21 protein-coding genes are annotated in these 23,404 nt (G+C 44.3%); 7 read left to right on the top strand and 14 right to left on the bottom strand.

From position 1 onward, the window contains the following. Nucleotides 1–4: 4 nt before the first annotated feature. Entirely contained in the window at nucleotides 5–928 is a 924-nt protein-coding gene (locus tag FTU42_RS02525) for a mechanosensitive ion channel family protein (protein WP_005095828.1), read from the top strand. A gap of 47 nt (nucleotides 929–975) precedes the next feature. Here the strand turns inward: FTU42_RS02525 and FTU42_RS02520 are convergent, their stop codons facing one another. After that, nucleotides 976–3,684, bottom strand: a complete 2,709-nt coding sequence (locus FTU42_RS02520; RefSeq protein ID WP_180082978.1) for a DUF2339 domain-containing protein — start codon at nucleotides 3,682–3,684, stop codon at nucleotides 976–978. 161 nt (nucleotides 3,685–3,845) lie between these two features. Here FTU42_RS02520 and polA point away from each other — a divergent pair, with 161 nt between their 5' ends. Beyond that, nucleotides 3,846–6,608 (top strand): DNA polymerase I, encoded by a 2,763-nt coding sequence (gene polA / locus FTU42_RS02515; protein WP_159138727.1) that lies wholly within the window; start codon nucleotides 3,846–3,848, stop codon nucleotides 6,606–6,608. A gap of 304 nt (nucleotides 6,609–6,912) precedes the next feature. Here polA and FTU42_RS02510 read toward each other — a convergent pair whose 3' ends face one another. From FTU42_RS02510 to ppx, 5 genes are read right to left on the bottom strand one after another with little or no spacing between them, the layout of a single operon-like run. Further along, complete coding sequence (locus tag FTU42_RS02510; protein ID WP_005095820.1) at nucleotides 6,913–7,482, bottom strand: YggT family protein; 570 nt, start codon at nucleotides 7,480–7,482, stop codon at nucleotides 6,913–6,915. A gap of 19 nt (nucleotides 7,483–7,501) precedes the next feature. After that, a complete protein-coding gene (gene proC, locus FTU42_RS02505) occupies nucleotides 7,502–8,341 on the bottom strand; it encodes a pyrroline-5-carboxylate reductase (RefSeq protein WP_005095818.1) in 840 nt (279 codons plus the stop codon). 2 nt (nucleotides 8,342–8,343) lie between these two features. Next, nucleotides 8,344–9,720 carry a tRNA lysidine(34) synthetase TilS gene (gene tilS / locus FTU42_RS02500; protein ID WP_159138726.1) on the bottom strand — a complete coding sequence of 459 codons (1,377 nt, stop codon included), beginning with the start codon at nucleotides 9,718–9,720 and terminating at the stop codon, nucleotides 8,344–8,346. Next, complete coding sequence (locus FTU42_RS02495) at nucleotides 9,657–10,481, bottom strand: acetyl-CoA carboxylase carboxyltransferase subunit alpha (protein ID WP_005095813.1); 825 nt, start codon at nucleotides 10,479–10,481, stop codon at nucleotides 9,657–9,659. Before FTU42_RS02495 ends, tilS begins: the two co-directional genes overlap by 64 nt. 30 nt (nucleotides 10,482–10,511) lie before the next feature. Beyond that, a complete protein-coding gene (ppx, locus tag FTU42_RS02490; RefSeq protein ID WP_074384073.1) occupies nucleotides 10,512–12,032 on the bottom strand; it encodes an exopolyphosphatase in 1,521 nt (506 codons plus the stop codon). A gap of 259 nt (nucleotides 12,033–12,291) precedes the next feature. Between ppx and trxA the strand changes: the two genes are divergently transcribed. From trxA to FTU42_RS02475, 3 genes are all read left to right on the top strand, one after another. Further along, nucleotides 12,292–12,618: a thioredoxin gene (gene trxA / locus FTU42_RS02485; protein ID WP_004278266.1), complete on the top strand. Its 327-nt coding sequence runs from the start codon at nucleotides 12,292–12,294 to the stop codon at nucleotides 12,616–12,618. Between the two features lie 322 nt (nucleotides 12,619–12,940). Then, on the top strand, nucleotides 12,941–14,209 hold the full coding sequence (gene rho / locus FTU42_RS02480; protein WP_005095808.1) for a transcription termination factor Rho: 1,269 nt from the start codon (nucleotides 12,941–12,943) through the stop codon (nucleotides 14,207–14,209). A gap of 402 nt (nucleotides 14,210–14,611) precedes the next feature. Continuing rightward, nucleotides 14,612–14,899: a hypothetical protein gene (locus FTU42_RS02475; protein ID WP_004647530.1), complete on the top strand. Its 288-nt coding sequence runs from the start codon at nucleotides 14,612–14,614 to the stop codon at nucleotides 14,897–14,899. Between the two features lie 100 nt (nucleotides 14,900–14,999). Here the strand turns inward: FTU42_RS02475 and FTU42_RS02470 are convergent, their stop codons facing one another. From FTU42_RS02470 to pheS, 3 genes are all read right to left on the bottom strand, one after another. Next, the gene (locus FTU42_RS02470) at nucleotides 15,000–15,296 is read right to left on the bottom strand and encodes an integration host factor subunit alpha (RefSeq protein ID WP_004783565.1); all 297 of its coding nucleotides are present in this window, start codon (nucleotides 15,294–15,296) and stop codon (nucleotides 15,000–15,002) included. After that, nucleotides 15,293–17,674, bottom strand: coding sequence for a phenylalanine--tRNA ligase subunit beta (gene pheT, locus FTU42_RS02465; RefSeq protein ID WP_180082977.1), 2,382 nt, complete (start codon nucleotides 17,672–17,674; stop codon nucleotides 15,293–15,295). Before pheT ends, FTU42_RS02470 begins: the two co-directional genes overlap by 4 nt. Before the next feature lie 136 nt (nucleotides 17,675–17,810). Next, complete coding sequence (gene pheS / locus FTU42_RS02460) at nucleotides 17,811–18,791, bottom strand: phenylalanine--tRNA ligase subunit alpha (protein WP_159138724.1); 981 nt, start codon at nucleotides 18,789–18,791, stop codon at nucleotides 17,811–17,813. Between the two features lie 158 nt (nucleotides 18,792–18,949). Between pheS and FTU42_RS02455 the strand changes: the two genes are divergently transcribed. Further along, nucleotides 18,950–19,972 (top strand): hypothetical protein, encoded by a 1,023-nt coding sequence (locus FTU42_RS02455; RefSeq protein WP_159138723.1) that lies wholly within the window; start codon nucleotides 18,950–18,952, stop codon nucleotides 19,970–19,972. Nucleotides 19,973–20,427: 455 nt separating this feature from the next. On the opposite strand, the gene rplT is transcribed toward FTU42_RS02455, so the two are convergent. From rplT to FTU42_RS02430, 5 genes are all read right to left on the bottom strand, one after another. Continuing rightward, nucleotides 20,428–20,787 (bottom strand): 50S ribosomal protein L20, encoded by a 360-nt coding sequence (gene rplT / locus FTU42_RS02450; RefSeq protein WP_005095799.1) that lies wholly within the window; start codon nucleotides 20,785–20,787, stop codon nucleotides 20,428–20,430. 11 nt (nucleotides 20,788–20,798) lie between these two features. Beyond that, entirely contained in the window at nucleotides 20,799–20,993 is a 195-nt protein-coding gene (rpmI, locus tag FTU42_RS02445) for a 50S ribosomal protein L35 (protein ID WP_004278281.1), read from the bottom strand. 196 nt (nucleotides 20,994–21,189) lie between these two features. Further along, on the bottom strand, nucleotides 21,190–21,612 hold the full coding sequence (locus tag FTU42_RS02440; RefSeq protein WP_159138722.1) for a YqaA family protein: 423 nt from the start codon (nucleotides 21,610–21,612) through the stop codon (nucleotides 21,190–21,192). Between the two features lie 7 nt (nucleotides 21,613–21,619). After that, the gene (locus tag FTU42_RS02435) at nucleotides 21,620–21,910 is read right to left on the bottom strand and encodes a hypothetical protein (protein ID WP_005095794.1); all 291 of its coding nucleotides are present in this window, start codon (nucleotides 21,908–21,910) and stop codon (nucleotides 21,620–21,622) included. A gap of 74 nt (nucleotides 21,911–21,984) precedes the next feature. After that, nucleotides 21,985–22,605 (bottom strand): glutathione binding-like protein, encoded by a 621-nt coding sequence (locus FTU42_RS02430; protein ID WP_005095793.1) that lies wholly within the window; start codon nucleotides 22,603–22,605, stop codon nucleotides 21,985–21,987. A 281-nt stretch (nucleotides 22,606–22,886) separates the two neighbouring features. Between FTU42_RS02430 and FTU42_RS02425 the strand changes: the two genes are divergently transcribed. Next, nucleotides 22,887–23,342 carry an Hsp20 family protein gene (locus FTU42_RS02425; protein WP_005095791.1) on the top strand — a complete coding sequence of 152 codons (456 nt, stop codon included), beginning with the start codon at nucleotides 22,887–22,889 and terminating at the stop codon, nucleotides 23,340–23,342. Nucleotides 23,343–23,404 lie beyond the last annotated feature (62 nt).

The raw sequence follows: 23,404 nt of genomic DNA, 5'->3' as shown, positions 1-23,404 counted from the left end.
TCTGATGCCAAGTTCAAATATTCCGACCGAAGTCACCAACAGCCTGAAGGGAGTATTTACCAATATCAATACCGACCGTTTAACCGAAATTTTGGTCGCGGTGGTGTTATGTTTTATTGGTTTCCTGATTGCGCGCTTTATTTCCAATACCTTTATTCGAACCATTGGGGTACGTTTTAATGCCCATCAGAAGCTGGTCTGGCGCCGCGGGATTTTCTATTTTATTTTTCTGCTGTTTGTAATGGCCAGCCTGAAAGAAGCCGGTTTTAAACTGAGTGTCTTCCTTGGCGCCGCCGGGATTCTCACCGTAGCCTTGGGTTTTGCGTCACAAACCTCGGCATCCAACCTGATCAGCGGTCTGTTCCTGATTGGTGAGGGTTCTTTCGAAGTCGGTGATACTATTCAAATCACCTTGATTCGTGGGCATACCATTGAAGGTGAAGTGATTTCGATTGACCTGCTTTCAGTCAAACTCCTCACGCAGGATAATATCTATGTACGTTTGCCGAATGAACAGCTGATTCGGGCGCCGGTACAGAACCTGTCAAAATTTCCGATACGGCGTATTCCGATTACGCTGGCGATCAATTTCCACGAAGATATTATTAAAGTACGAGAAGTGCTGCTGGATGTCGCCAATAAATATCCACTGGTGCTAGCTGACCCGAAACCTGCAGTTACCGTTACCGCCTTTCGTGAATCATCCATCGAGTTGCTGTTTGCGATCTGGTGCCAGCAGGAAAATTATCTGAAAGTACGTGATGAAATGCAGGAACGGATTCGTAATGGCTTTGTCGATAATCAGATTGAAATTCCAGTGCCGAAAATGGGCTTTGTCGACCATCCATTATCTCGCCCCTTAGAGAATGTTGATATTGACCAATACGCCAATGACAAGGCCCTCAAAAGAGAGCCTGATCTGAAATAACCCTTCGATTCCCTCTCCTTTTTAAAGGAGAGGCTTAGGGAGAGGATTCAATCAGTTTTCTCTGGCATCGGCGCAATATAGGCAATCAGCAGCATCACCCCACCTGCCAGCAAGAAGGAAATGACTCGCGTCAGGGTGCCAATATGCGACAGGTCAAAGAGCACCAATTTTAAGGTCACAACCACCAGAATACTACCGCCTAAAATCCACATCGGCTTCAGGTTTTTTAAGGTCGCCGTCCACATGGTGATCCAGGCCAGCAATACCCAAAGTACAGTCAAGCTGAGTTGCACCGTCGCATTACTCCATAGCTCCAGATCATTAAACGGCGTGTGTAAATACACATGTAAAGCTCTTAAAACCATATAGCTGGAAAGCCATAACAGGCTCAGCACCATCAAGACTGCGATCATGCCTTTATCACGGCCAACCTTAATCTGTTGCAACAGCATCCAGATAAAACTGGCAAACATGGCGATACTGATCAGGTCAAAAGGATTCAGAATCGGCAACCAGTAATACTGGAATGCTTGCTGACTAAATAACTGTGAACATACCAGCCAAGTGGCCATCAGCAATAAACAACACTTGGTTTGCCAAAGCTGCTGCCAGCCTGATTGCAGGTCCTGTCGATAGCACCACAGGCAAAACAATAAAGGTAAGATCACCATACTGAAATAAGGCATGCTCGGGATCAGACACAGACTGGCCAAAGCCAAACTGCTAAAAACGCCCAAACTCATCCATTCTTTGGATAGCTGCAAACCAGCCAGCGGTCTGAGCCACAGAATCGCTAATAGCATCGCCGAAAGGGCAAAAACCCCGCGCTCCAGACCGCTATCCCAGACAATCACCGCATTTTGACTGCGATCCAGTGTCAAAATCACTGCAATGACCAGCAAGGGTGAGATACCACTCCACTTCGGTAGCAACCAGGACCATTGCTGATTTTTGCGCAGAATCATTTCATTCAACAGCACATAGCCCAGTGTGATGATGAATAAACTCAACACATAGGCATGCTGACTCGAAAATTCATCTTCCAGCAAAGCAAAGAGCATTAAACTGGCTGCAACACTTAAACTACTTAAAAAACTGATACTCAGACTATCCAGTTGCTGCTGGTATTTTTCTTTGAGCTGACTGATCGCCACCACTACCACATAACACAGACTCAAAATCCAGAAAATCATCCGCGGTGTGGGATTGATTTCGACCAGATAATACAGGCTGCTAAATCCGGCCATCAACAATAAGCCCATACTTAAATAATGCGCCACCCGGACATTTTTCTCTAAGGCCCACAGATAAATTAGTACCCCTTCCACAGCCCAACCAACCACACTCCATTGTTCGGTCAATAAGATCGGTGGCACCAGTGCCAGAAAAATCAGCATCAGACTCAGATAACTTTGTGAAATAAGCTGAATCGTTTGTTTTTGGCGCAATAAAGTCCAACAAGTGGCAAAGACCCCTGCGAACAACAGACTTAGACCGGCTTGCCAGAGTTTTTGATCGGGCTGATTAAAGTGAATCAGATACAGAAAAATATAAGCAGTAATCGGTGCGGCAAAAATCAAGGCCAAGTCGAGTACCGGTTTTAGCTGAAAACGGGACAAATCCTGTCGTGCCAGCAACTGGCTAAAACGAAAACCCAGCCAGATAAACAGCGCACTATGCGCCAGAATCAGCGCAGTCATGGCATAACGCTCATGAGTATCACCATGAATCAGGCTATACATTCCACCGACAATCGCCGTAATTAAAAAGGCAATCTGATTGAGAATTTTCCAGGGGCGGAAGCTGCTCAGCACTGCCACCCCGACATTAATCAGCAAGTAATAACTGATCAGCTCAACAGCGGAAGCATCTCGGATTGGCAAGGTAAACGGCGCCAGATAAGCAATCAGCAAAGCCATTATGGCCAGTTCGATACTTTCCTGTTTCAGACTTAAATACAGCGTCATTGCCAAAATGATGATAAATACACATGCTGCCAGCGGTAGTGTTGGAATCACCAGATTGTAATAGGCAAAGAATAATGTCAGAAACAAACTCCCTAAACCTAATCCTTCCAGCGCCAGAGCAAAACTGCGGTTTTTAGGAATCAGCCGATAGCCCAGTCCTGTTACAAACAAACTGGCAAGCGCAACCAGACCTAATTTAGCAGCCAGACTCAGCTGCCAGTGCTCGGTGGCAAAACGCAGCAACAAAATAATCCCGATCACTAAAATACTAATGGCGACTTTTAAGACCGGATTGCCCTGAAAGATCCAGCGCTGCACTTGATCGATGAGATTAGGCGTGGACTGAGAATTTAGAGCCGGTTGAGCAGTCACAGGTGCAGCATCAGACCAGTTCGGTGGTGTCGAGGGTGGTGGATCGGCAGAATAAGATTGCGACTGTAACTGTATCAAGCGCCCTTCCAGACGTTGCAGCCATCGGAGTAAAAAGAACACCCAGGCGGTAATCCCGATGCCCATCAACCAGTCAAGCTCGGCCAGCCCACCGACAATGGCAATAATTGAAGAGACATATAAAGGAACTTTCGAATTGCGTTCCAGAGACCTCTGCTGCTGTGCAGCCAGTTGCTGTAGCGGGGCTTCTACTGCGCTGACATATTGCATCACACTGAAGAGAAAACCCACACCACACAGATAAGTCACAATCTGATAATCCAGATACCAAGCACTGATCCCAACAATTAGCAGAGTAATCAGCCAGATCATGCGTAACTCATTGCGTCCTGCAGCCATTCTTATATTTCTCTTTCCTGAATCATTCCATCATACAACAGCTTGTGCTGCTTATTTCATCTTCAGCCGATATTCGCTAAGCTGTAAACTCAGACTCGCCTCAGCGAGCGTAGTAAAAATCACGTACAATAGCGCTGTATTTTGAATAAGGAATTGATTACATGCCACCATTTGTCTTGGTCGATGGCTCTTACTTTTTATTTCGTGCCTTTCACGCACTGCCACCATTAACCACGTCAACCGGTTTACATACCAATGCAATTCGTGGTGCGATTTCTGCTATTCAAAAACTGATGCGTCGGATCCAACCGACCCATATGGCGGTGATTTTCGATACGCCAGAACCGACGTTCCGGCATGAGCTTTCACCGATTTATAAAGGTGACCGCCCGAGCATGCCGACGGAATTATCCGAACAGATTCCTTATTTGCATGCCTTGATTCGTGCGCTGGGTATTCCCCTGCATACCTTACCGGGTGCCGAAGCCGATGACATTATCGGGACATTGGCCAAACGTGCCGAAGCCCTGGGACATCAGGTGCTGATTTCGACTGGTGATAAAGATATGGCGCAATTGGTCACAGACAAAGTGACCCTGGAAGACAGCTTTAAAGAAAAGCCGCTGGATGTCGATGGCGTGTTTGAAAAGTTTGGCGTATGGCCAAATCAGATTATTGATTACCTGACCCTGATGGGCGATGCTTCTGATGGCATCATGGGCGTGCCAGGTGTCGGTGCCAAAACTGCGGCAAAACTGCTGACCGAATATGGTTCGATTGGCGGCATTTTGGAAAATGTCGACAAGATCAAAGGCAAAGTCGGTCAAAATATTAAAGAGCATGTGGATGGCATTGCACTGGACCATCAACTGGCCAGTATTGTGATCGATCTGGATCTTAACTTTGGTTATGACAATTTAAAACTGGGTGAGCCGAATGTCGAGACCTTACGTCATTTGTACACCGAGCTGGAATTTCGTAATCAGCTACAATCCTTAGATCACCCAAACAACCCGAATCATTCAAATTATAAACAGGCGGCAAGATCCATTACCGCCAAACCGGCAACTCTGCCAGACACCACAGAAGATCATGCTTCTGTGACCAGTGGCGATGATCAGCTGGGTCAAGCGACCTATCATAGCGTGTTAAGCCAGCAGGACTGGGACAAGCTGTTTGCGCGCTTAAGTAGCGAAAAACGTTTTGCCTTTGATACTGAAACCACCAGTCTGGATTATCGTATCGCGCAGATTGTCGGCTTCTCGGTCGCCTTTGATGCCAACGATGCCTACTATGTTCCTTTGGCCCATGATTATGAAGGCGCACCGGAACAGCTCAATCGTGAAGTCATCTTGGCACAGATCAAGCCGATTCTGGAAGATGACAGCGTACAGAAGATTGGTCATCATCTGAAATATGATGCGCATGTACTGGAAAACCATGGCATTCATTTGGCAGGCTGGTATTTTGATACCATGCTGGCATCGTATGTGCTGAATTCTGTGGCAACCCGTCATGGTATGGATGATGTGGCGCGTCTGTATTTGAGCCATCTGACCACGACCTATGAACAAGTTGCCGGTAAAGGAGCCAAACAGAAAACCTTTAACCAGATTCCGCTGGAAACCGCCGCACATTATGCTGCTGAAGATGCTCATGTCACTTATCGTCTTTATGAAGTTTTGGATGAAAAACTCAAAGTCCATCCTGAATTAAGTCAGCTTTTGCATCGCATTGAAATGCCGGTGGCACGTGTATTAACGAAAATGGAAGAAAATGGCATTCAGTTAGATGTGCATTTCCTTGACCAGCTCAGTGAAGAATTTGCACAAACCATTCAGAATCTGGAAAACCAGATTATTGAATTAGCAGGCCAAAGTTTTAATGTCAGCTCACCAAAACAAGTCGGTGAAATTTTGTTTGATAAGCTGGGCCTCAAAGGCGGCAAGAAAACCTCGACTGGCCAATACAGCACCAGTGAAAGTATTTTAGAAAAACTGGATCATCCGATTGCCGCATTGATTTTGGAATATCGTGGCCTGTCTAAACTGAAAAGCACCTATACTGATGGTTTATGCAAACAGGCCAATAATGACAGTGGCCGCGTACACACCAGTTATCATCAAGCACTGACTGCAACGGGTCGTCTATCTTCAACAGATCCAAATTTACAAAATATTCCCATTCGCGAAAAAATTGGCCGTCAAATTCGTAAAGCTTTTGTAGCACCGAAAGGTCGTGTGCTGCTCGCTGCCGATTATTCACAAATTGAATTACGCCTCATGGCGCATTTTTCCCAAGACGAAGCCTTGGTACATGCCTTTAATCACGGTCAGGACGTGCATCGTCGTACTGCAGCAGAAGTTTTGGGCATCGCTTTTGAAGAGGTGACAAATGATCAACGTCGCCAAGCCAAAGCCGTGAACTTTGGTCTGCTCTATGGCATGTCTGAATTCGGTCTAACCCGTCAGTTGGGCTTTACTCGTCAAGAGTCACAAGAATACATTAAACAGTATTTCCATCGTTATCCGGGGATTTATGAATATATGCAACGCACCCGTCAGGTGGCACTCGATCAAGGTTTTGTCGAAACCGTTTCTGGTCGTCGTTTATATACACCGGATATTGATGCTCGTAATATGATGGTGCGCAAAGCAGCAGAACGTGCTGCAATTAATGCTCCGCTACAGGGTTCGGCTGCAGATATCATTAAAATGGCAATGATTGAAGTCGACAAGATGTTGCCAAAAGATCAGGCCAAAATGCTGTTGCAAGTCCACGATGAACTGGTGTTTGAAGTCGATGAAGCTATTGCCGATGAATTGGCACCGAAACTGGCTGAAGTCATGCAATCGGTATTGCAGATTTCTGTACCGTTGCTGGTTGAAGTCGGTAAAGGTAAAAACTGGGATGAGGCGCATTAATGCGCCTTTAAGCCCCTTCCTCCCTATAGGAGATGAGGCATATATTCGGCAAGGGGATGCAGGTTGGTTTTAACCCCCTCTCCCCCTTGCGCAGCAATGCTTCTCATCCCAAAGGAAGAGAAAATTTCATTTACTTATTCCTATGCCTTTCTTGAAGTCCATAATTTTGAGTTGGAAGATGTAAGGTAAAGCCCCTCTTTGAAAAAGAGGGGTTTGGGGAAATTTAAACCCCTCCCAACCTCCCTTTAGAAAAGGGAGGCGCAAATAAAAAGGACGCCTCAGCGTCCTTTTTATTTGAATCCGATTAAAGTCCGGTCAACAATACAATTGCCACCTGATTCATGATCATTTCAATGATGATCAAGGTTAAAATAGCAAAAATTGGAGAGAGATCGATCATCCCCATATTTGGCATAATCTTACGGAAAGGTGCCAGCAATGGTTCAGCCAACTCCTGAACCACTTCAATATACGGTGAACGAGACTGGGTAAACATCACCACCCAACTTAAGATAATCGTAGCGAAAATCAAATAACGACAGAAACGGATCAAGTCCTGCATCATGGTGACAAAGGTCAAAATCAGTAAATGCACAGGACCATTCGGCATGCCACCAGAGAGATACATCATGCCGAAAATTTTCAGCAAATACAGTACCACCAATAATGCCAAAGCGGCAGTATTGACACGGCCTTTGGCCAAAGTTGGGAAAATTCGACCAAACACATCTACAATTTTAGTGGCTTTTACAGTCGAAAGAACCACGGGATTGTAGGGGCTGACAGCAGCCAATTGCATTAAAAATCGGAAGAATACGAGCAAAATCGCGACGTTAATGATAATGCCAAAAATTAGCGCAGAATTTGCACCCATACTTGAACGTTCCTAAAAATTAAACTGAAGATTTGCTGCTTTCACTGAGCTCTTGTGCCAGTTCTTGACTGCGTTTTTGTGCAGCGGCAAGTGCGGCCTGAATATTTTGAGAAATCTGGGCGCGATCGAAGACTTCAAGGGCTGCCTGTGTCGTTCCATTTGGAGAGGTCACATTTTTACGCAGCTCGGCTGGGGTGTTCGAACTGGTGATCGCCATTTGTGCCGCACCTAAAGCCGTTTGCAAGGTCAGCGCCGTAGCCACTTTTTCATCCAGCCCTAAATTTTTGCCCGCACGAATCATACTTTCCATCATATAGAAAAAGTAAGCCGGCCCCGAACCCGATACAGCAGTCACCGCATCAATTTGCGCTTCTGAATTCACCCAAATGGTCAAGCCCGTAGAGGCTAAAACCTGACTGGCCAAATCACGGTCACTATTTTCTACATCTTCATGGGCGTATAGACCATGCGCCCCGGTTTGTACCAAGGCTGGCGTATTCGGCATGACCCGTACAATACGCGCTGTCCCCAATAAGCTTGCCAATGTCGCTATTTCCGCACCGGCAACAATGGAAATAATCAGCTTATCATTGACCAGACCTTTTAAAGGCTGTAACACTTGTGCCAAAACTTGAGGCTTTACCGCAAACACCACAATATCTGCATCCTGAATTGCAGCGCTATTATCATCGGTCACATTGATTTCTTTTTCCGCAAGTAAGGCACGGACTTGTTCGACCGGATCAGAAACTGTAATACGTGTTGTTGGCAAACCACGCGAAATCAGGCCGCCAATTAAGGCTTGGGCCATATTACCGCCACCAATAAAACTAATATTACAATTTAAAGCTGCACTCATGTTTAATGCTCGTTGTTGAGTTCTAAAGTTGAAGAAACCGAAATCGGCAGCCATCCCCCTGCTTCACAATATGCAGATTGGGCCAACCAAAATCCTTTAGGGGTAAACACGCCTAGCATAACATTATCTGTGCTTAATATTTGAATAGTATGCCGAACCCAAGGAAATATTTGCGCTTCCTGAATGGCTTTTTTCAGCGGCCAGGCGCCAACACGACCATAGAGATGGATCTTTTCACCCCCCTGACGCTGCTGCAAGTATAAGGGCTGCTGCAATAATGCTGCGGATAAACCCACCTTTGCAGATTCAATGACATATTTTCCGGACAAGACCTGCACATGATCTTTTAACGCAATTTTCAAGGTTTTTAGGCCAGTTTGAAGCTGTTGCTGCTCGGCCAAATAAACCTCTTCTGTCAAACGATATAGTTGCTGCTGATAGCGTACATAGTAATAATCTTTCCAGTGTAAGGCCGCCTGCGCATCGGGTTTGGCATGAATTACCTCGCGTTGCAGACGCTCGACCATATCTAAAGAGGGGCGATACTGCGCTTCGCCTTTCATCCAGGCGGAGAGTAACTGGCGTTGCCGTGATCTTGACAGTTGTAGAAGTTTAGACAAATCAAGTTGCGTATCGGTTCCACACGCCTGTAAATCTTGTTGTAATACTTCTTGCAAAATTTCCTGGGCATCTTGCATCAGTTCACTGGTGCGTACCAGCGCAGACTGCATTTTCGGATAACGTTCACTCAAAACTGGCCACAAGGTCTGGCGTGCCCAGGCCCGGTCATAATGGGTATCAGCATTGCTCGGATCTTCAATATTTTGAATATTTAAGTGTTTTGCCCATTGGCAAATCTGCTCACGGGAAATATCCAGCAGTGGCCGCCAAATGGTGAGATTTTCACGTACATCAACCTGTTTCATGGCCGCCAAACCATCCACGCCAGCACCAGACAATAAACGTAGCATTAAGGTTTCTGCCTGATCCTGTTGATGATGCGCCAACACCAGAATTTCATCCGTTTGCAAATGTTGTAAATAAGCCTGATAACGGCAATGACGCGCTTGCTGTTCCAGATTGCCATTTTCGACCTGAACCGGCTGGATGATGCAGGGAATACTCAGTTGCTGGCATCGATCTGCCACGAACTTGCCCCAATCTGCACTAAAAGCTTGTAATTGATGATCGATATAAATCGCCCGAACTTTTTCCGGGCATAAAAAAAACATCAGATGCAGTAGCAGCATAGAATCTACGCCGCCACTGCACCCGATGAGAAATTTTGTCTCTGCAGGAAAGCCCTGCAGCTGTTTTAAGAAACCAGACCTAAATTGTCGCTGCCAAACTTCATTAAACGTTGGTAACGTGCTTCGCATCGTGCTTGCGCTTCCATTGGTTGCAGTTCATTCAAAGCTTCTTTTAACACTGCTTTCAAGCTGTTCATCACATGATCCGGATTTAAATGAGCGCCCTCACCTTCATCTACCACATATTCTACAATGCCCATTTTCTGCAATTTTTCTGCAGTCAGCGCCAAGGCTTCACTGGCCTGTTCGGCTTTTTCGGCAGTTTTCCAAAGAATCGATGCACAGCCTTCAGGTGAAATCACTGAATAGATACTGTGAGACAGCATCACCACACGGTCTGCCACACCAATACCCAGTGCGCCACCTGAACCGCCTTCACCGAGTACAGTTGCAATCACCGGTACTTTCAAATTAGAAAGCTGCGCCAGACTGGTGGCAATGGCTTCTGCCTGACCACGTTCTTCTGCACCAACTCCCGGATAAGCACCCATGGTATCAATAAAGGTGAAGACTGGCAGATTAAAACGTTCAGCCATATCTAACAGACGCTGCGCCTTACGATAACCCTCAGGGTTACTCATACCAAAATTATGCTGTAATTTTTCACGGGTACTACGACCACGATGCTGACCGACGATCATCACCGGTTGACCATCAAAACGAGCCAGACCACCAATCATCGCACCATCATCACCATATAGGCGGTCACCATGTAAAGCATCAAATTCAGTGAATATTTCACCCACATAGTCCAGAAATTGTGGACGTTCCGGATGACGTGCAATCTGCACTGTCGCCCATGCTTTTGATGGAGTCGCTTTATTTTTCATAGGTTAACCGTTTTCATCCCTATAAAGGTATTAATTAACAAACTGTTCGGATTGAATCGAGAGTTCAATCTCCCAATTTTTAAATTGCTGCTGTTCATCATGCAGTTCAGCCACCAGCAATGGCCATTGTCGGGCATCACCAGACACGCTGAGCTGCCATTGTTGCGCATTTTCAACCTTGAGTTCAATGGCAGGAAGCATCTCATCACTACGACTGTGATTGACCAAAACCGACAGACGAAGCAGCAAACATAACCATAAAAGTTTCGATCCACCGACTTTCATCACATCATGCTTGGCATCAACGCGCAATTTGCGGCGATGGTGTGCGACCAAATGTGACAAATGATTTTGGTCGACTTGTGAGAAACCGGCAATATCGGAGTGTTGTAATAAATAGGCACCATGACGATGATAACCACTATGGCTGATCGCCAAACCAATCTCATGCAGATAGGCAGCACGACGTAACAGATCGCTATCCTCTATCGTCAGGCCCAGTTCATGTTCCACGTCATTAAACAGTTTTTGTGCAGTCTGGACCACACGCTCGGCCTGTTTGGCATCGGCATTATAACGACCAATCAGGGCATGTACGGAACGATCACGGATATCTTCATGCTTGAAACGGCCCAGCAAGTCATACATCACGCCTTCACGCAGCGCACCATCCGAATAAACCAGATGATTAATTCCGAGCACATCAAACACAGCATAGAGAATGGCAATCCCAGCCGGCAATACCGCGCGGCGGTCTTCTTTGAGACCTTCGAATTCCATATCCGAGACATATTTATATTTGAGCAGTTTGTCTTTGAGTTTTTCCAGGCCTTCACGGGTGAGCTGTTCTTTGTCATTGCTCCAGCCCATATTGATACAAATCTGACGACAGGCCTTGATCGTGCCACTGGAACCGACCACCGCATCCCAGCCGGCTTCTTTATAGGTATTGGCAATTCCGGAGATTTCTTTACGCGCCGCAGTAACCGCTTTATCAAAAGCTTTGGCACTGATCTCACCATCCTGAAAATAAGCCTTGGTAAAGGCGACACAGCCCATCTGCACCGATTCAGTATGAATCGGCTCGAACTCTTCACCAATAATCAGCTCAGTCGAACCGCCACCGATGTCAACCACCAGACGACGACCACTGTTGGCCATGGTATGCGAAACCCCGAGATAAATCAGACGGGCTTCTTCACGGCCGGCAATAATTTCGATTGGCTTGGGTAGAATTTCTGCAGCTTTTTGAATAAATTCATGCCCATTTTTGGCTTGACGCAAGGCATTGGTCGCCACAATCCGTAAACGATTTGGCTGAACTGCACCTAAACGTCCGACAAAACGTGCCAGACAGGCCAAACCCCGTTGCTGTGCAGCTTCGGTTAAATTTTTATTTTCATCGAGTCCGGCGGCAAGCTGAACTTTTTCTGACATTGATGCCACTTTTTTAACTTCGCCATGATCTACACGTGCGATGGCCAAATGAAAGCTATTTGATCCCATATCGATGGCGGCAAGTAATTCTTCATCAATCAAAAAGTCAGACATTCCGGAAATAAACCTTTAACGAATTGTGCTTAGAGTAATTCACATGCATGCAATTTAAAAGCCATTTGTAGCGACAATTTGATGCATGATTCTTTTTATATCGGGAACAATAGTAGGACACGATCATCACTATCGTGATCATCCATTAGACAAAATAACATTAAGCATTGAAAATTTACAGATTCCCCTACATTGTTAAAGATGGCTATGTAATACTAATAATTAGTTATCTTTAAAATATTAATCTGGAGCACATTCCATGTCTGGCAACATCGTAAACACTACTGACGCAAACTTCGAAGCAGACGTTCTTCAATCAGACGTACCTGTACTGGTCGACTTCTGGGCGGGCTGGTGTGCACCATGTAAAGCAATTGCACCCGTACTAGAAGTGCTTGCTGATGAATACCAGGGCAAAGTTAAAATCGTGAAAGTTGACGTAACTTCTTGCGAACAAACTGCCGTAAATTTCAACATCCGTAATATCCCGGCTTTGTTGATGTTCAAAAATGGTGAAGTTGTTGCAACTCAAGTGGGTGCTGCGCCAAAATCTAAACTGACTGCGTTTATTGATGACAATATCTAAGCCCAGCATTTTCAGTAAAAAATACGCGACTGACAATCGCGTATTTTTTTCGGCTATAAATTGACAAAGCCGACATTTTCTCTTATATTTGCTACTCAAGAGATAAAGGATCTTAAATCCTGCCAATTTCTTACAAGACACATTACATAAGATGCCGCTCGGCAATAGAAATTGTTTTTCACATTTTTCTTTGAAACACTCAAACAGATCTCTGAATTGTTCTTTTGCAAATTCAATTGCTTTCGTTTGAATGCTTGTATGCGGCCGAATCTTACTCCCTTTCTAACCTGTACCTCAGAACTTTGATTCTATCTGACCACCTATGAATTTAACCGAACTCAAGAAAAAACCGATTGGCGAACTCATCAAGATTGCCGAGTTTATGGGCCTTGAAGGTATGGCGCGTAACCGTAAGCAAGACATTATTTTTGCCATCTTAAAACGTCATGCAATGAATGGCGAAGAGATTTTTGGTGATGGCGTTCTAGAAATTTTGTCAGATGGTTTTGGCTTTTTACGCTCAGCCGCAGGTTCTTATTTAGCAGGCCCTGACGATATCTATGTCAGTCCTTCTCAAATTCGTCGTTTTAACCTACGTACTGGCGACACCATTACTGGCACTATTCGTCCACCAAAAGAAGGCGAACGTTATTTTGCCTTACTTAAAGTTAATCAGATTAACTACGACACCCCTGAAAATTCACGTAATAAAATCTTATTCGAAAACTTGACCCCATTGTTCCCGACTGAACAGCTGGTGATGGAACTCGGTAATGGTACCACTGAAGATTTAACCACACGTGTGATCGACTTGGTGGCACCGATTGGTAAAGGTCAACGTTCAATCATTGTGGCACCGCCAAAAGCCGGTAAAACCATGTTGCTGCAAAGTATTGCGCAATCGATTGTTCGTAATAACCCAGAAGCTATTCTGATTGTGCTTCTCATTGATGAACGTCCAGAAGAAGTCACCGAAATGGAACGTACCGTTCGCGGTGAAGTGGTTGCGTCGACCTTTGATGAATCACCTGCACGTCATGTTCAAGTCGCTGAAATGGTGATTGAAAAAGCCAAACGTCTGGTTGAGCACAAAAAAGATGTGGTGATTCTACTGGATTCGATTACCCGTCTGGCACGTGCGTATAACACGGTGATTCCTTCATCAGGCAAGGTTTTGACCGGTGGTGTAGATGCGCATGCATTAGAACGTCCTAAACGTTTCTTCGGTGCTGCACGTAATATTGAAGAAGGTGGTTCACTCACCATTATCTCTACTGCCCTGATTGAAACAGGCAGCAAGATGGATGAAGTGATCTACGAAGAATTCAAAGGTACAGGCAACCAGGAAATTACTCTGGATCGCCGTATTGCTGAAAAACGTGTCTTCCCTGCGATGAATATCAAGAAATCTGGTACTCGCCGTGAAGAACGCCTGATGTCAGAAGACAATCTGCGCAAAGTCTGGATTCTGCGTAAGCTGCTGCATACTCAAGATGAATTGGCAGCGATGGAGTTCTTACTGGATCGTATGAAAGAAACCAAGACCAATGATGACTTCTTTGATCAGATGAAACGCAAAGCCTCGAATTAAAATTTCAAATGAAAGGTCACCTAAGCGGTGGCCTTTTTTTAGGTTGACATAAATTACACAATGAAACAATCGAGCCTCATTTATGTAAACTTATTTTTAAGTTTTTGATTAATAAAATAATCAAATTAAAAATTGTATAACTTTTAAAAACTTAACAAGCCTTTCTCCAATCTAAATGTTTCATTCCATTGTTATTTTCTGTTAAAAACTTATGATTTTTTAGCATTTTTCAGTACTTTTTTGAGTCTTGCTAGTAGCAATTAAAAAGGCGCAGTGATAGCATATTTGCAGACCAGTTAGACTGCTCCTGCGTTGTTAGTCCCTAACACAATTAGGAACAATAAAAGCACTTAACAGACTAACTTAGGTTTTTTTTAATCTCAATTTTTAGAGAGTGATGCCATGTTATTCAAAAAAATCGCTATTGCTGCTGCAGTTGCTACTACTCTAGCTTTCGTTGGTTGTGCTAAAAAAGCTGACGACGCTGCTGCTGACGCTAACCAAGCTGCATCTGAAGCTGTAGAAGCTGCTTCTGAAGCTGAAGCTGCTGCTGACGCTGCTGCTGTAGAAGCTACTTCTGAAGTTGCTGCTTCTGAAACTGCTGCTGTTGCTGAAGCTGACGCTGCTGCTGCTGTTGCTGTTGACGCTGCTGCTGACGCTACTGCTGCTTCTGAAGCTGCTGCTCAATAATCTTTTAGATTATTCAGTATAAAAAAAGAGAGCCTTGGGCTCTCTTTTTTTATTTTAAAAACTGAAATTTAGAAAAATAACAGAATTTAAAAAAAGCAGATCAGTTGATCTGCTCATTTCCCACACGTTGACGGAACTTCTGTCCCGCACGGAAGGTCACCACACGGCGTGCAGAAATCGGAATTTCTTCACCCGTTTTAGGATTACGGCCTGGACGTTGACGCTTATCACGCAACTCGAAGTTACCAAAACCCGAAAGTTTTACTTGTTCGCCTGAGATCAGCGCTTGGCTGATCTCATCGAAAAACAACTCAACCATTTGTTTTGCTTCACGACGGTTTAAACTCGTGAGCTCACTTAAATGATCAGCCATTTCTGCTTTAGTTAGTGCTGTCATGAAGCCCTCAATGTCGCTTGGTAAGTGTTTTCTAACACTTGAAGGATATTATCCATACCTGATTTAATTTCAGCATCTTCCAGTGTACGGCTTGGATGCTGCCAGAGAAGTGCAAATGCCAGTGAGCGTTTCCCTTCTTCTACTCCTTGTCCAGTGTACACATCGAATAACCACGTCGAGTCTAAAAGCTCCCCACCTGTTTTTTCGATAAGTCCCTGAATTTCGCTAACATTAATCTTATCACTAATTAAAAGCGCAATATCACGTCGAACCGATGGAAAACGTGATAATTCTGTAAAATTAGATACATAAGTTTGCAAAACAGCCGTTTGATCCAATTCTGCCACCCAAGTCGTTGCCAGATCAAGCTCGTCTTCCAGAGAAGGATGTAGACGCCCTAGGTAACCAATTGATTGACCATTCACGAGAATTTCTGCGGATTGACCTGGGTGTAACCAGCTACGCTCTGAACGTACATATTCCACTTTGACACGGCCGGCAGCCAGAATTTCTTCTACATCACCTTTAAAGTCAAAGAAGTCCATTGCAGCAGGTTTAGCATGCCAAGATTCAACATGACGTGAACCGGTTGCAATCAGCGCAAAGGTTGGAATCTGTTTTAAATCATGAATGCTGCTGGCTTCCTGATAGTCAAAACGTAAACCCAGTTCAAAGAAGCGTACACGGCTTTGCTGACGGTTAACATTGTACTGAACACAAGGGATCAGACTAGACAATAAGGTAGAACGCATGACAGCCAAATCACTTGAAATTGGATTTGCTAATGCTAATGGATTCACACCGGAATTAAGTTGCTTTTCAAGCTTCAAGTCAGCGAAGCTAAAACTGATCGCCTCTTGATAGCCTAAAGTCACCGCCGTTTGACGTAATTGACCCAGTTCAAACTGATCCTGGTATTTCGCCAACTTCACATCAATCACAGGCAGACTGATTTGAATGTTGTCATAGCCATGAATACGTGCAACTTCTTCAATCAAGTCCTGATAAATCGCCATATCATAACGATGTGATGGCGGAACTACAGACCATTCGCCTTCTGCTTTTACCGTCACCGTGCAACCAAGGCGTGTCAATGCATCAGTAATAAAGTCGCTTTCAACTTTATAACCTAATAACTGATCGACTTGAGCTTGGTTTAATTCAATCGCATCACGTTTTGGCAAAAGTTCAGCTTTTTCCGCCACGGTGATTGGTCCGAATTCACCGCCAGCCAGCTCAGAAATAAGCTGAGATGCACGGTGCATTGCAATTAATGGCAATTCAAAGTCCACACCACGTTCATAACGTTGTGAGGCATCCGTATGTAAACCAAAGCTACGGGCACGACCGGCAATATGTAATGGCGCGAAGAAAGCAGATTCCAGGAAAATTTCAGTGGTTGCATCACTGACTGCTGAAGACAGGCCACCCATGATACCGGCAATCGCCAATGCTTTTTCGTCATCCACAATCACCATCACGTTGTCAGAAAGCTCAACGTCTTGCTCGTTTAAAAGCACAAGTTTTTCGTCCGCAGTGGCTTGACGTACATGGACTGCGCCTTGCACTTTAGCAGCATCAAATGCATGTAGCGGTTGACCCAGCTCCATCAAGACATAGTTGGTAATATCGACCAGAATACTGTGCTGACGAATACCTGAACGTGCTAATGCGCGTTCCATCCATACAGGAGTCGCTGCCTTGGTATTGACGTTTTTGATCACACGACCTAAGTAACGTGGACAGCCTTCAGTGCTGACTACAACCTGCTTTTCATCAGCAATGGTTGCAGTCACTTCTTTAATTTCAGGCGCAGTCACTGGCAATTGGTTAATCACACCAATTTCACGTGCGATCCCGCGAATGCTGAAACAGTCACCACGGTTCGGCGTGATACTGATGTCAATCACATTGTCATCAAGATCCAGATATTCACGAATGTTGACACCCACAGCTGCGTCGTCTGGTAGCTCTAACAGACCGTCAATTTTATCTTCGAGATCAATCTCAGAAGCGCCGCACAGCATCCCTTGAGACTCAATACCACGTAGCTTGCCTTTCTTGATTTTGAAATCATCCGGCAATACCGCACCAATGGTTGCTACAGGCGCTTTCATACCTACACGTACGTTTGGCGCGCCACATACGATTTGCAAAGGCTCAGCTGTACCGATATTCACAGTGGTCACACGTAAACGGTCTGCATCTGGATGTTGTTCTACTGTCAGAACTTCACCAACCACTACGCCTGTAAATGCTTTTGCTGCAGGAGCAAGTTCATCAACTTCAAGACCCAACATGGTCAATTGATCAGAAAGCTTGTCGCTATCGATGGCTGGGTTGACCCATGTGCGTAGCCAATTTTCGCTAATTTTCATTGATATAAAACCTGTAATTCAAATCTCTAGAATCCCCCTCTGACTCCCCCTTTTCTAAGGGGGAGAACCCCATTTATTTCGTGGAGTCCCTCTCCTTTCTTAAAGGAGAGGTTAGGAGAGGATTAAATAAAAAGTTTTAAGCAAACTGGCGTAAGAAACGCACATCATTCTGGAAGAACATACGTAAGTCGTTCACACCGTAGCGCAACATCGCAAAACGTTCTACGCCCAGTCCGAAAGCAAAGCCTTTGTATTTCTCAGGGTCAATGCCGGCAGCTTGTAGCACATTTGGATGCACCATACCGCAGCCCAAAACTTCTAACCAGCGACCGCGTTCATCCATGATATCCACTTCAGCACTCGGCTCAGTGAACGGGAAATAAGATGGACGGAAGCGTACTTTCAAATCTTTTTCGAAGAATTCATTCAGCAGGTTAATCAACAAACCTTTCAGTTCTGCGAAGCTGGTATTTTCAGCCACATACAAACCTTCGATCTGATGGAACATTGGCGAATGGGTTTGATCCGAGTCACAACGATAGACACGGCCCGGACACACGATCTGGATCGGTGGCTGTTGTGTTTCCATGGTACGGATCTGTACACCAGACGTATGCGTACGTAGCAAATGATTTACATCGAAGTAAAAGGTGTCATGCATGGCACGCGCCGGGTGATGCCCCGGAATATTCAGCGCTTCAAAGTTATGATAGTCATCTTCAACTTCAGGACCAGTGGCCACCGTAAAACCGGCTTTGGTAAAGAACTGACAAATACGCTCTTGTACCTGGGTTACAGGGTGGATACTGCCCACCTGTTGACCACGACCGGGCAAGCTAATATCAATGGTTTCGCTTGCCAATTTTTGTTCTAACGCCGCTTTATGCAGTTCAGCTTGACGTGATGTTAATGCAGCGGTAATGGCTTCACGCACAGCATGGATTTGTGCACCGAAGACTTTACGTTGTTCAGGATCCATTTTACCAAGCGACTTAGATTGTTCCGCGAGCTGGCTTTTTTTCCCCGTAAATTGCACTCGTACTTGATCAAGTGCAGCAAGGTCTTCTGCTGCTGCAATCGCAGCGAGCGCTTCAGTGGTCAGGGCTTCCAGTGACATAGTAACTCTCAAAGCAACAGGTTAAAAAATATTTTAAAACCCCACATTCTAACAGTTTTTAGACACTTTGATGAAGATACGTTTTAAGGAAAATTAGATTGGCATGATTAAATATAAAAAGTATAAGATAAACACAATATCAATCAGATCAAATCACTATGGCACTCGATCAAATTTGGAAACAGCAGCTGACCTTGGTCACTTATGGCAATGAGTATCTGACTCAGGACCTGAGTTTCAATCGTTGGATTCAACATTCCATTTTTAATCAGCATCAGTTTGCCTTCCGGGATCTGATGTCACAGCACCTATTGGCCCAGCATTTTCAGATTTGGCTGGAAGGACTGAAAAAACAAGGGGTTCGCCGACTGAGCTTGCATCGCTCGGATTTACTGGTTGATGAAAAAAATCCGAATGCCAATGTCGAGCTGCTACCTCTGGCGCATTTTATCGTCAGCCATGGTGCCAAAGCCAAAACTGCCTGGATTATTGGCAAAGAATTGCCGGAATGGTATAGCGCGGACAATGATTACGAAGCGCCTAAATCGCAGCAGTCCCCTTTACGTCATGAAACATTCTGGTGTTATGAGCTGAATCCCAAACTGGCCAAGCGTATTGACACAGATCTGGAAGCACCGAACTGGGACGATATCCAGGCTTATACCAATTATGAGTTATTTGAAAGCAGCCTAGCTCAAGATTTTATAGAACCGGCGTATACCAATCTTCCATACTACGGCACGATACCGGCAATTCAGGCAGATACAGAAAGTCATTTGGCCCTGATTCCGACCGACTATTCAGCTGATTATGCGCATCAGACTTTATACCGGCTAGATGCCTTAAATGAGTTTATTCAAACTAAAATTCAACATCCCTATACGTCAGATGGTGAAGTCCTGAGCCCAGATCAGCAGCTCAATTTACGCCACTTTTCACAAAAAATTGATGATTTAAGTGCCAAATTCATTAGCAAAGTTGCCAACCACTATAAAACTGCACAGCTCACCCCAAAAGTTGCGCCTGACCCATTTGTGGGTATGAGTACCGAACACCGTTCGCCCAAAATATCTAAAGCGGAAAAACCTCAAGATCCTGGCAAATCTAATTCTGCAAATGTACTGACCTTGATTGTGATTACCGTGATTATCTGTCTGATTGGCTACTATCTTGGTCTTTAAGATTTCAGCAAGAAAATATTAACTTCTTGGAGAAAACTTAGCCGAATCCAGTGGATATATTGATATTCGACAGCAGAGATGAGCTTGAAATAATGCTGTCGGTTTTCGCGATGAGTTTTGATCATTCATCAAACAATTGAATTTCAACTCAACCAGGGTTTGATATTTTTTCGATTATTTGAATTTAACCGCAATTATTTTTTACTCAGCGCTCGAGATAATGCTCTTTTTATTGCTCAGTAAAGATGGAAATAAAAGGTTAAATTCAAGCAGATTACAGTATTAGTTTCAGCCCATTTTTCTGAAATAGTATCGGTGTCGTTATTCGCAAACTTAACTTTTTTTAGTCTGATCGATGGGCGACCATATTTCACGAAAATCGCGCATTAGCTATTTCCCATTTTTCAGGCAAAAAAAGACCGCCAAATGGCGGTCTTTTTTCAAGTCATAAAGACTTATGCAGCCAACGCATCTTTTGCTTTTTGAGCAATCGCAGCAAACGCAACTGCGTCATGCATAGCGATGTCAGCAAGAACGCGACGGTCAATGATTACTTGAGCTTTTTTCAAGCCAGAAATCATGCGGCTGTATGACAAACCGTTTTGACGTGCACCAGCATTGATACGTGCAATCCACAAAGCGCGGAATTGACGTTTCTTCTGACGACGGTCACGGTATGCATATTGACCAGCTTTGATTACCGCCTGGAACGCTACGCGGTAAACGCGTGAACGAGCACCATAGTAACCTTTAGCGCGAGCAAGAATTTTTTTGTGACGGCGATGAGCCTGTACACCACGTTTTACACGAGCCATTTATAATCTCCTTAGATGTACGGGCACATACGACGAACTGAAGCAACGTCACTTACGTGAACCATTACACAGCCGCGCAATTGACGAATACGCTTAGCAGATTTTTTGGTCAAAATGTGGCGTTTGAACGCTTGTTTACGCTTAAAACCGTTAGCAGTCGCTTTAAAGCGTTTAGCTGCACCACGGCGAGTTTTCATCTTAGGCATAACAACCTCTTTTGAACACCTGTTCGGCTCGTTTGCACCATTACAAAACGACCTGCAGGTAAGGGAGCGAGTATTCTAAAGCATCTTTGTTTAAAACAAAAGCATCTTCATCCAATAAGCGAATTTAAACAGGATGGTTTTATGATTTCACTTTAAAAATAGTGCGCAAAACAGAATCAGAAAAATCGCTTCAGGTTTAGAACAGGGCAAAAGCCGCATAAATAAACAGATAACGTCCAATTTTCGCCAGGCTGACAATGAACAAAAATCGGGCAAAGTTTTCTTTCAGTAGTCCTGCAATTAAAGTAATGGGATCTCCAATAATAGGCACCCAGCTCAGCAGCAAAGACCAATAGCCATATTTCTGATATATCATTTGTGCCTTGAGCATCTTGTCTTCTGACACCGGAAACCATTTTTTATTTTTATAATGCTCGATTTTGAGCCCCAGATACCAGTTGACACAGGAACCCAGAATATTCCCCAGACTGGCCACCGCAATTAACAGTGCCACACTATGGCTTGCCTGTACCAAAAGACCAAGCAGCACAGCTTCAGACTGTAAAGGCAGTAATGTCGCTGCACCGAAGGCTGATAGAAAGAGCAGAAACAGGCTCATGCCAGTATTAATGGCTTAAACGCAGTTTTTTCTTGGCTTTGCTATATTCCCAGCTGGACCACAGTACTGCTGCCACCATTGCCATGATCCGTCCCCATTTATACTGCTGAGTAATGGGTTCAATCGCTGCACGCAAAATCTGCTGATCTTTGGTATTGAGAGCAGCAATTACCTGATCAATATGTACAATTTCAGCAATATAAAGCACTAAACATGCAGCAATACCGAAGAGAATACTCCAGTAAATTCGGGTATTGCTTTCAACAATCTTGGTAAAATTCAGAAGAAAATCGTTCATATATCCATCCAATAAAAAACCACCTTAAGGGTGGCTTTATTTATTTAAGGCTATTTTAGCATAAAGGCTGCAGCTTAACTGACCTGTATGGCGAGCGCTTTCTGAACTGCAGGACGTGCATTCAAGCGATCGATATATTTAGCCACTTCAGGATAATCTGCCAGGTTAATCTGCTGCCAGTCGTGTCGCAACAACCACGGGAATATCGCCATATCGGCAATCGAGTATTCACCAGCCACATAATCCTGCCCGACCAGCTGCTTGTTTAGCACGCCATACAGACGTTTGCTTTCATTGACATAACGCTCGGTGGCATAGGCGATACGCTCAGGCGCAAAACGGCTAAAGTGATGATTTTGCCCAAGCATCGGGCCTAGTCCACCCATTTGCCACATCAGCCATTGTTCTACCTGAATACGTTTGATTTCATCTGTCGGATAGAACATGCCGGTTTTACGACCTAAATACTGCAAAATCGCACCCGATTCAAAGATTGAAATCGGCTGGCCATCTGGCCCTTCCTGATCGACAATCGCCGGAATTTTATTGTTAGGAGAAATAGCCAGAAAGTCAGACTGGAACTGGTCATTTTCCAGAATATTAATCGGAAAAATTTGATACTTCAGCCCCATTTCTTCCAAAGCAATGCTAATTTTATGGCCGTTGGGGGTGCCCCAATAATATAAATCGATCATTTTTTTAATACTCCCTGCACTTTATCTATGCCATGATGCATTCAACATAGAGGATTCAGCCAGAAACAACAAGCCTGTATTTCAAAAATATTTTTATATAAATATCATTATCTTAATAAAAATTCATGTATTTTTTTATTTTTTATCTTGAAAATTTTTACAGCAGACACATATTTATTTGTGCATAAGGATTGCGTCAATCTTATGTACTGTCGATGTCTGACATGACAGATCTTATTTTCTTGTTTTTATAACTTTGCTTAATCGAGAAGGTTCTAATCATGAGCAACTTAAATCTTCATCCTCTGTTTCGTCGTAGTATCGGTTTTGATCGCTTGAATGACTTTATTGACTATGCCATGCAAAGTGATGCGCCGAATTATCCCCCGTATAATATCGAAAAGCATGGCGAAAATAATTATCGGATTGTGGTCGCAACTGCGGGTTTCCGTCAAGAAGAACTCGACATTCGTCTGGAAAATAAGTTACTGACCATTTTAGGTAAGCCTGAAAACCAGAGCAATGACCATACCGAATTCTTGCACAAAGGCATTGCACGACGTACATTTAAATTGTCTTTGCGTCTGGATGAATATATTGAAGTACAACAGGCAGATTATGAAAATGGTCTATTGATCATTGACTTGCAACGTATCATTCCAGAAGAGAAATTGCCGCGCCAAATTCCGATTGGCAATAAACTGCTGATCGAAAATGATGAAAAATCAGTTGAATAAGCTGGATTTGACTTAAAAGAAGGGCCCAAAAGGGCCTTTCTTTTTGACTCCAGATTCTCTAA

It is taken from the genome of Acinetobacter sp. YH12102 (assembly GCF_013419125.1).
GTDB lineage: Bacteria > Pseudomonadota > Gammaproteobacteria > Pseudomonadales > Moraxellaceae > Acinetobacter > Acinetobacter pseudolwoffii.
The sequence above is the reverse complement of the archived record's forward strand: the minus strand, read 5'-3'. Positions and strand labels throughout refer to the sequence as shown.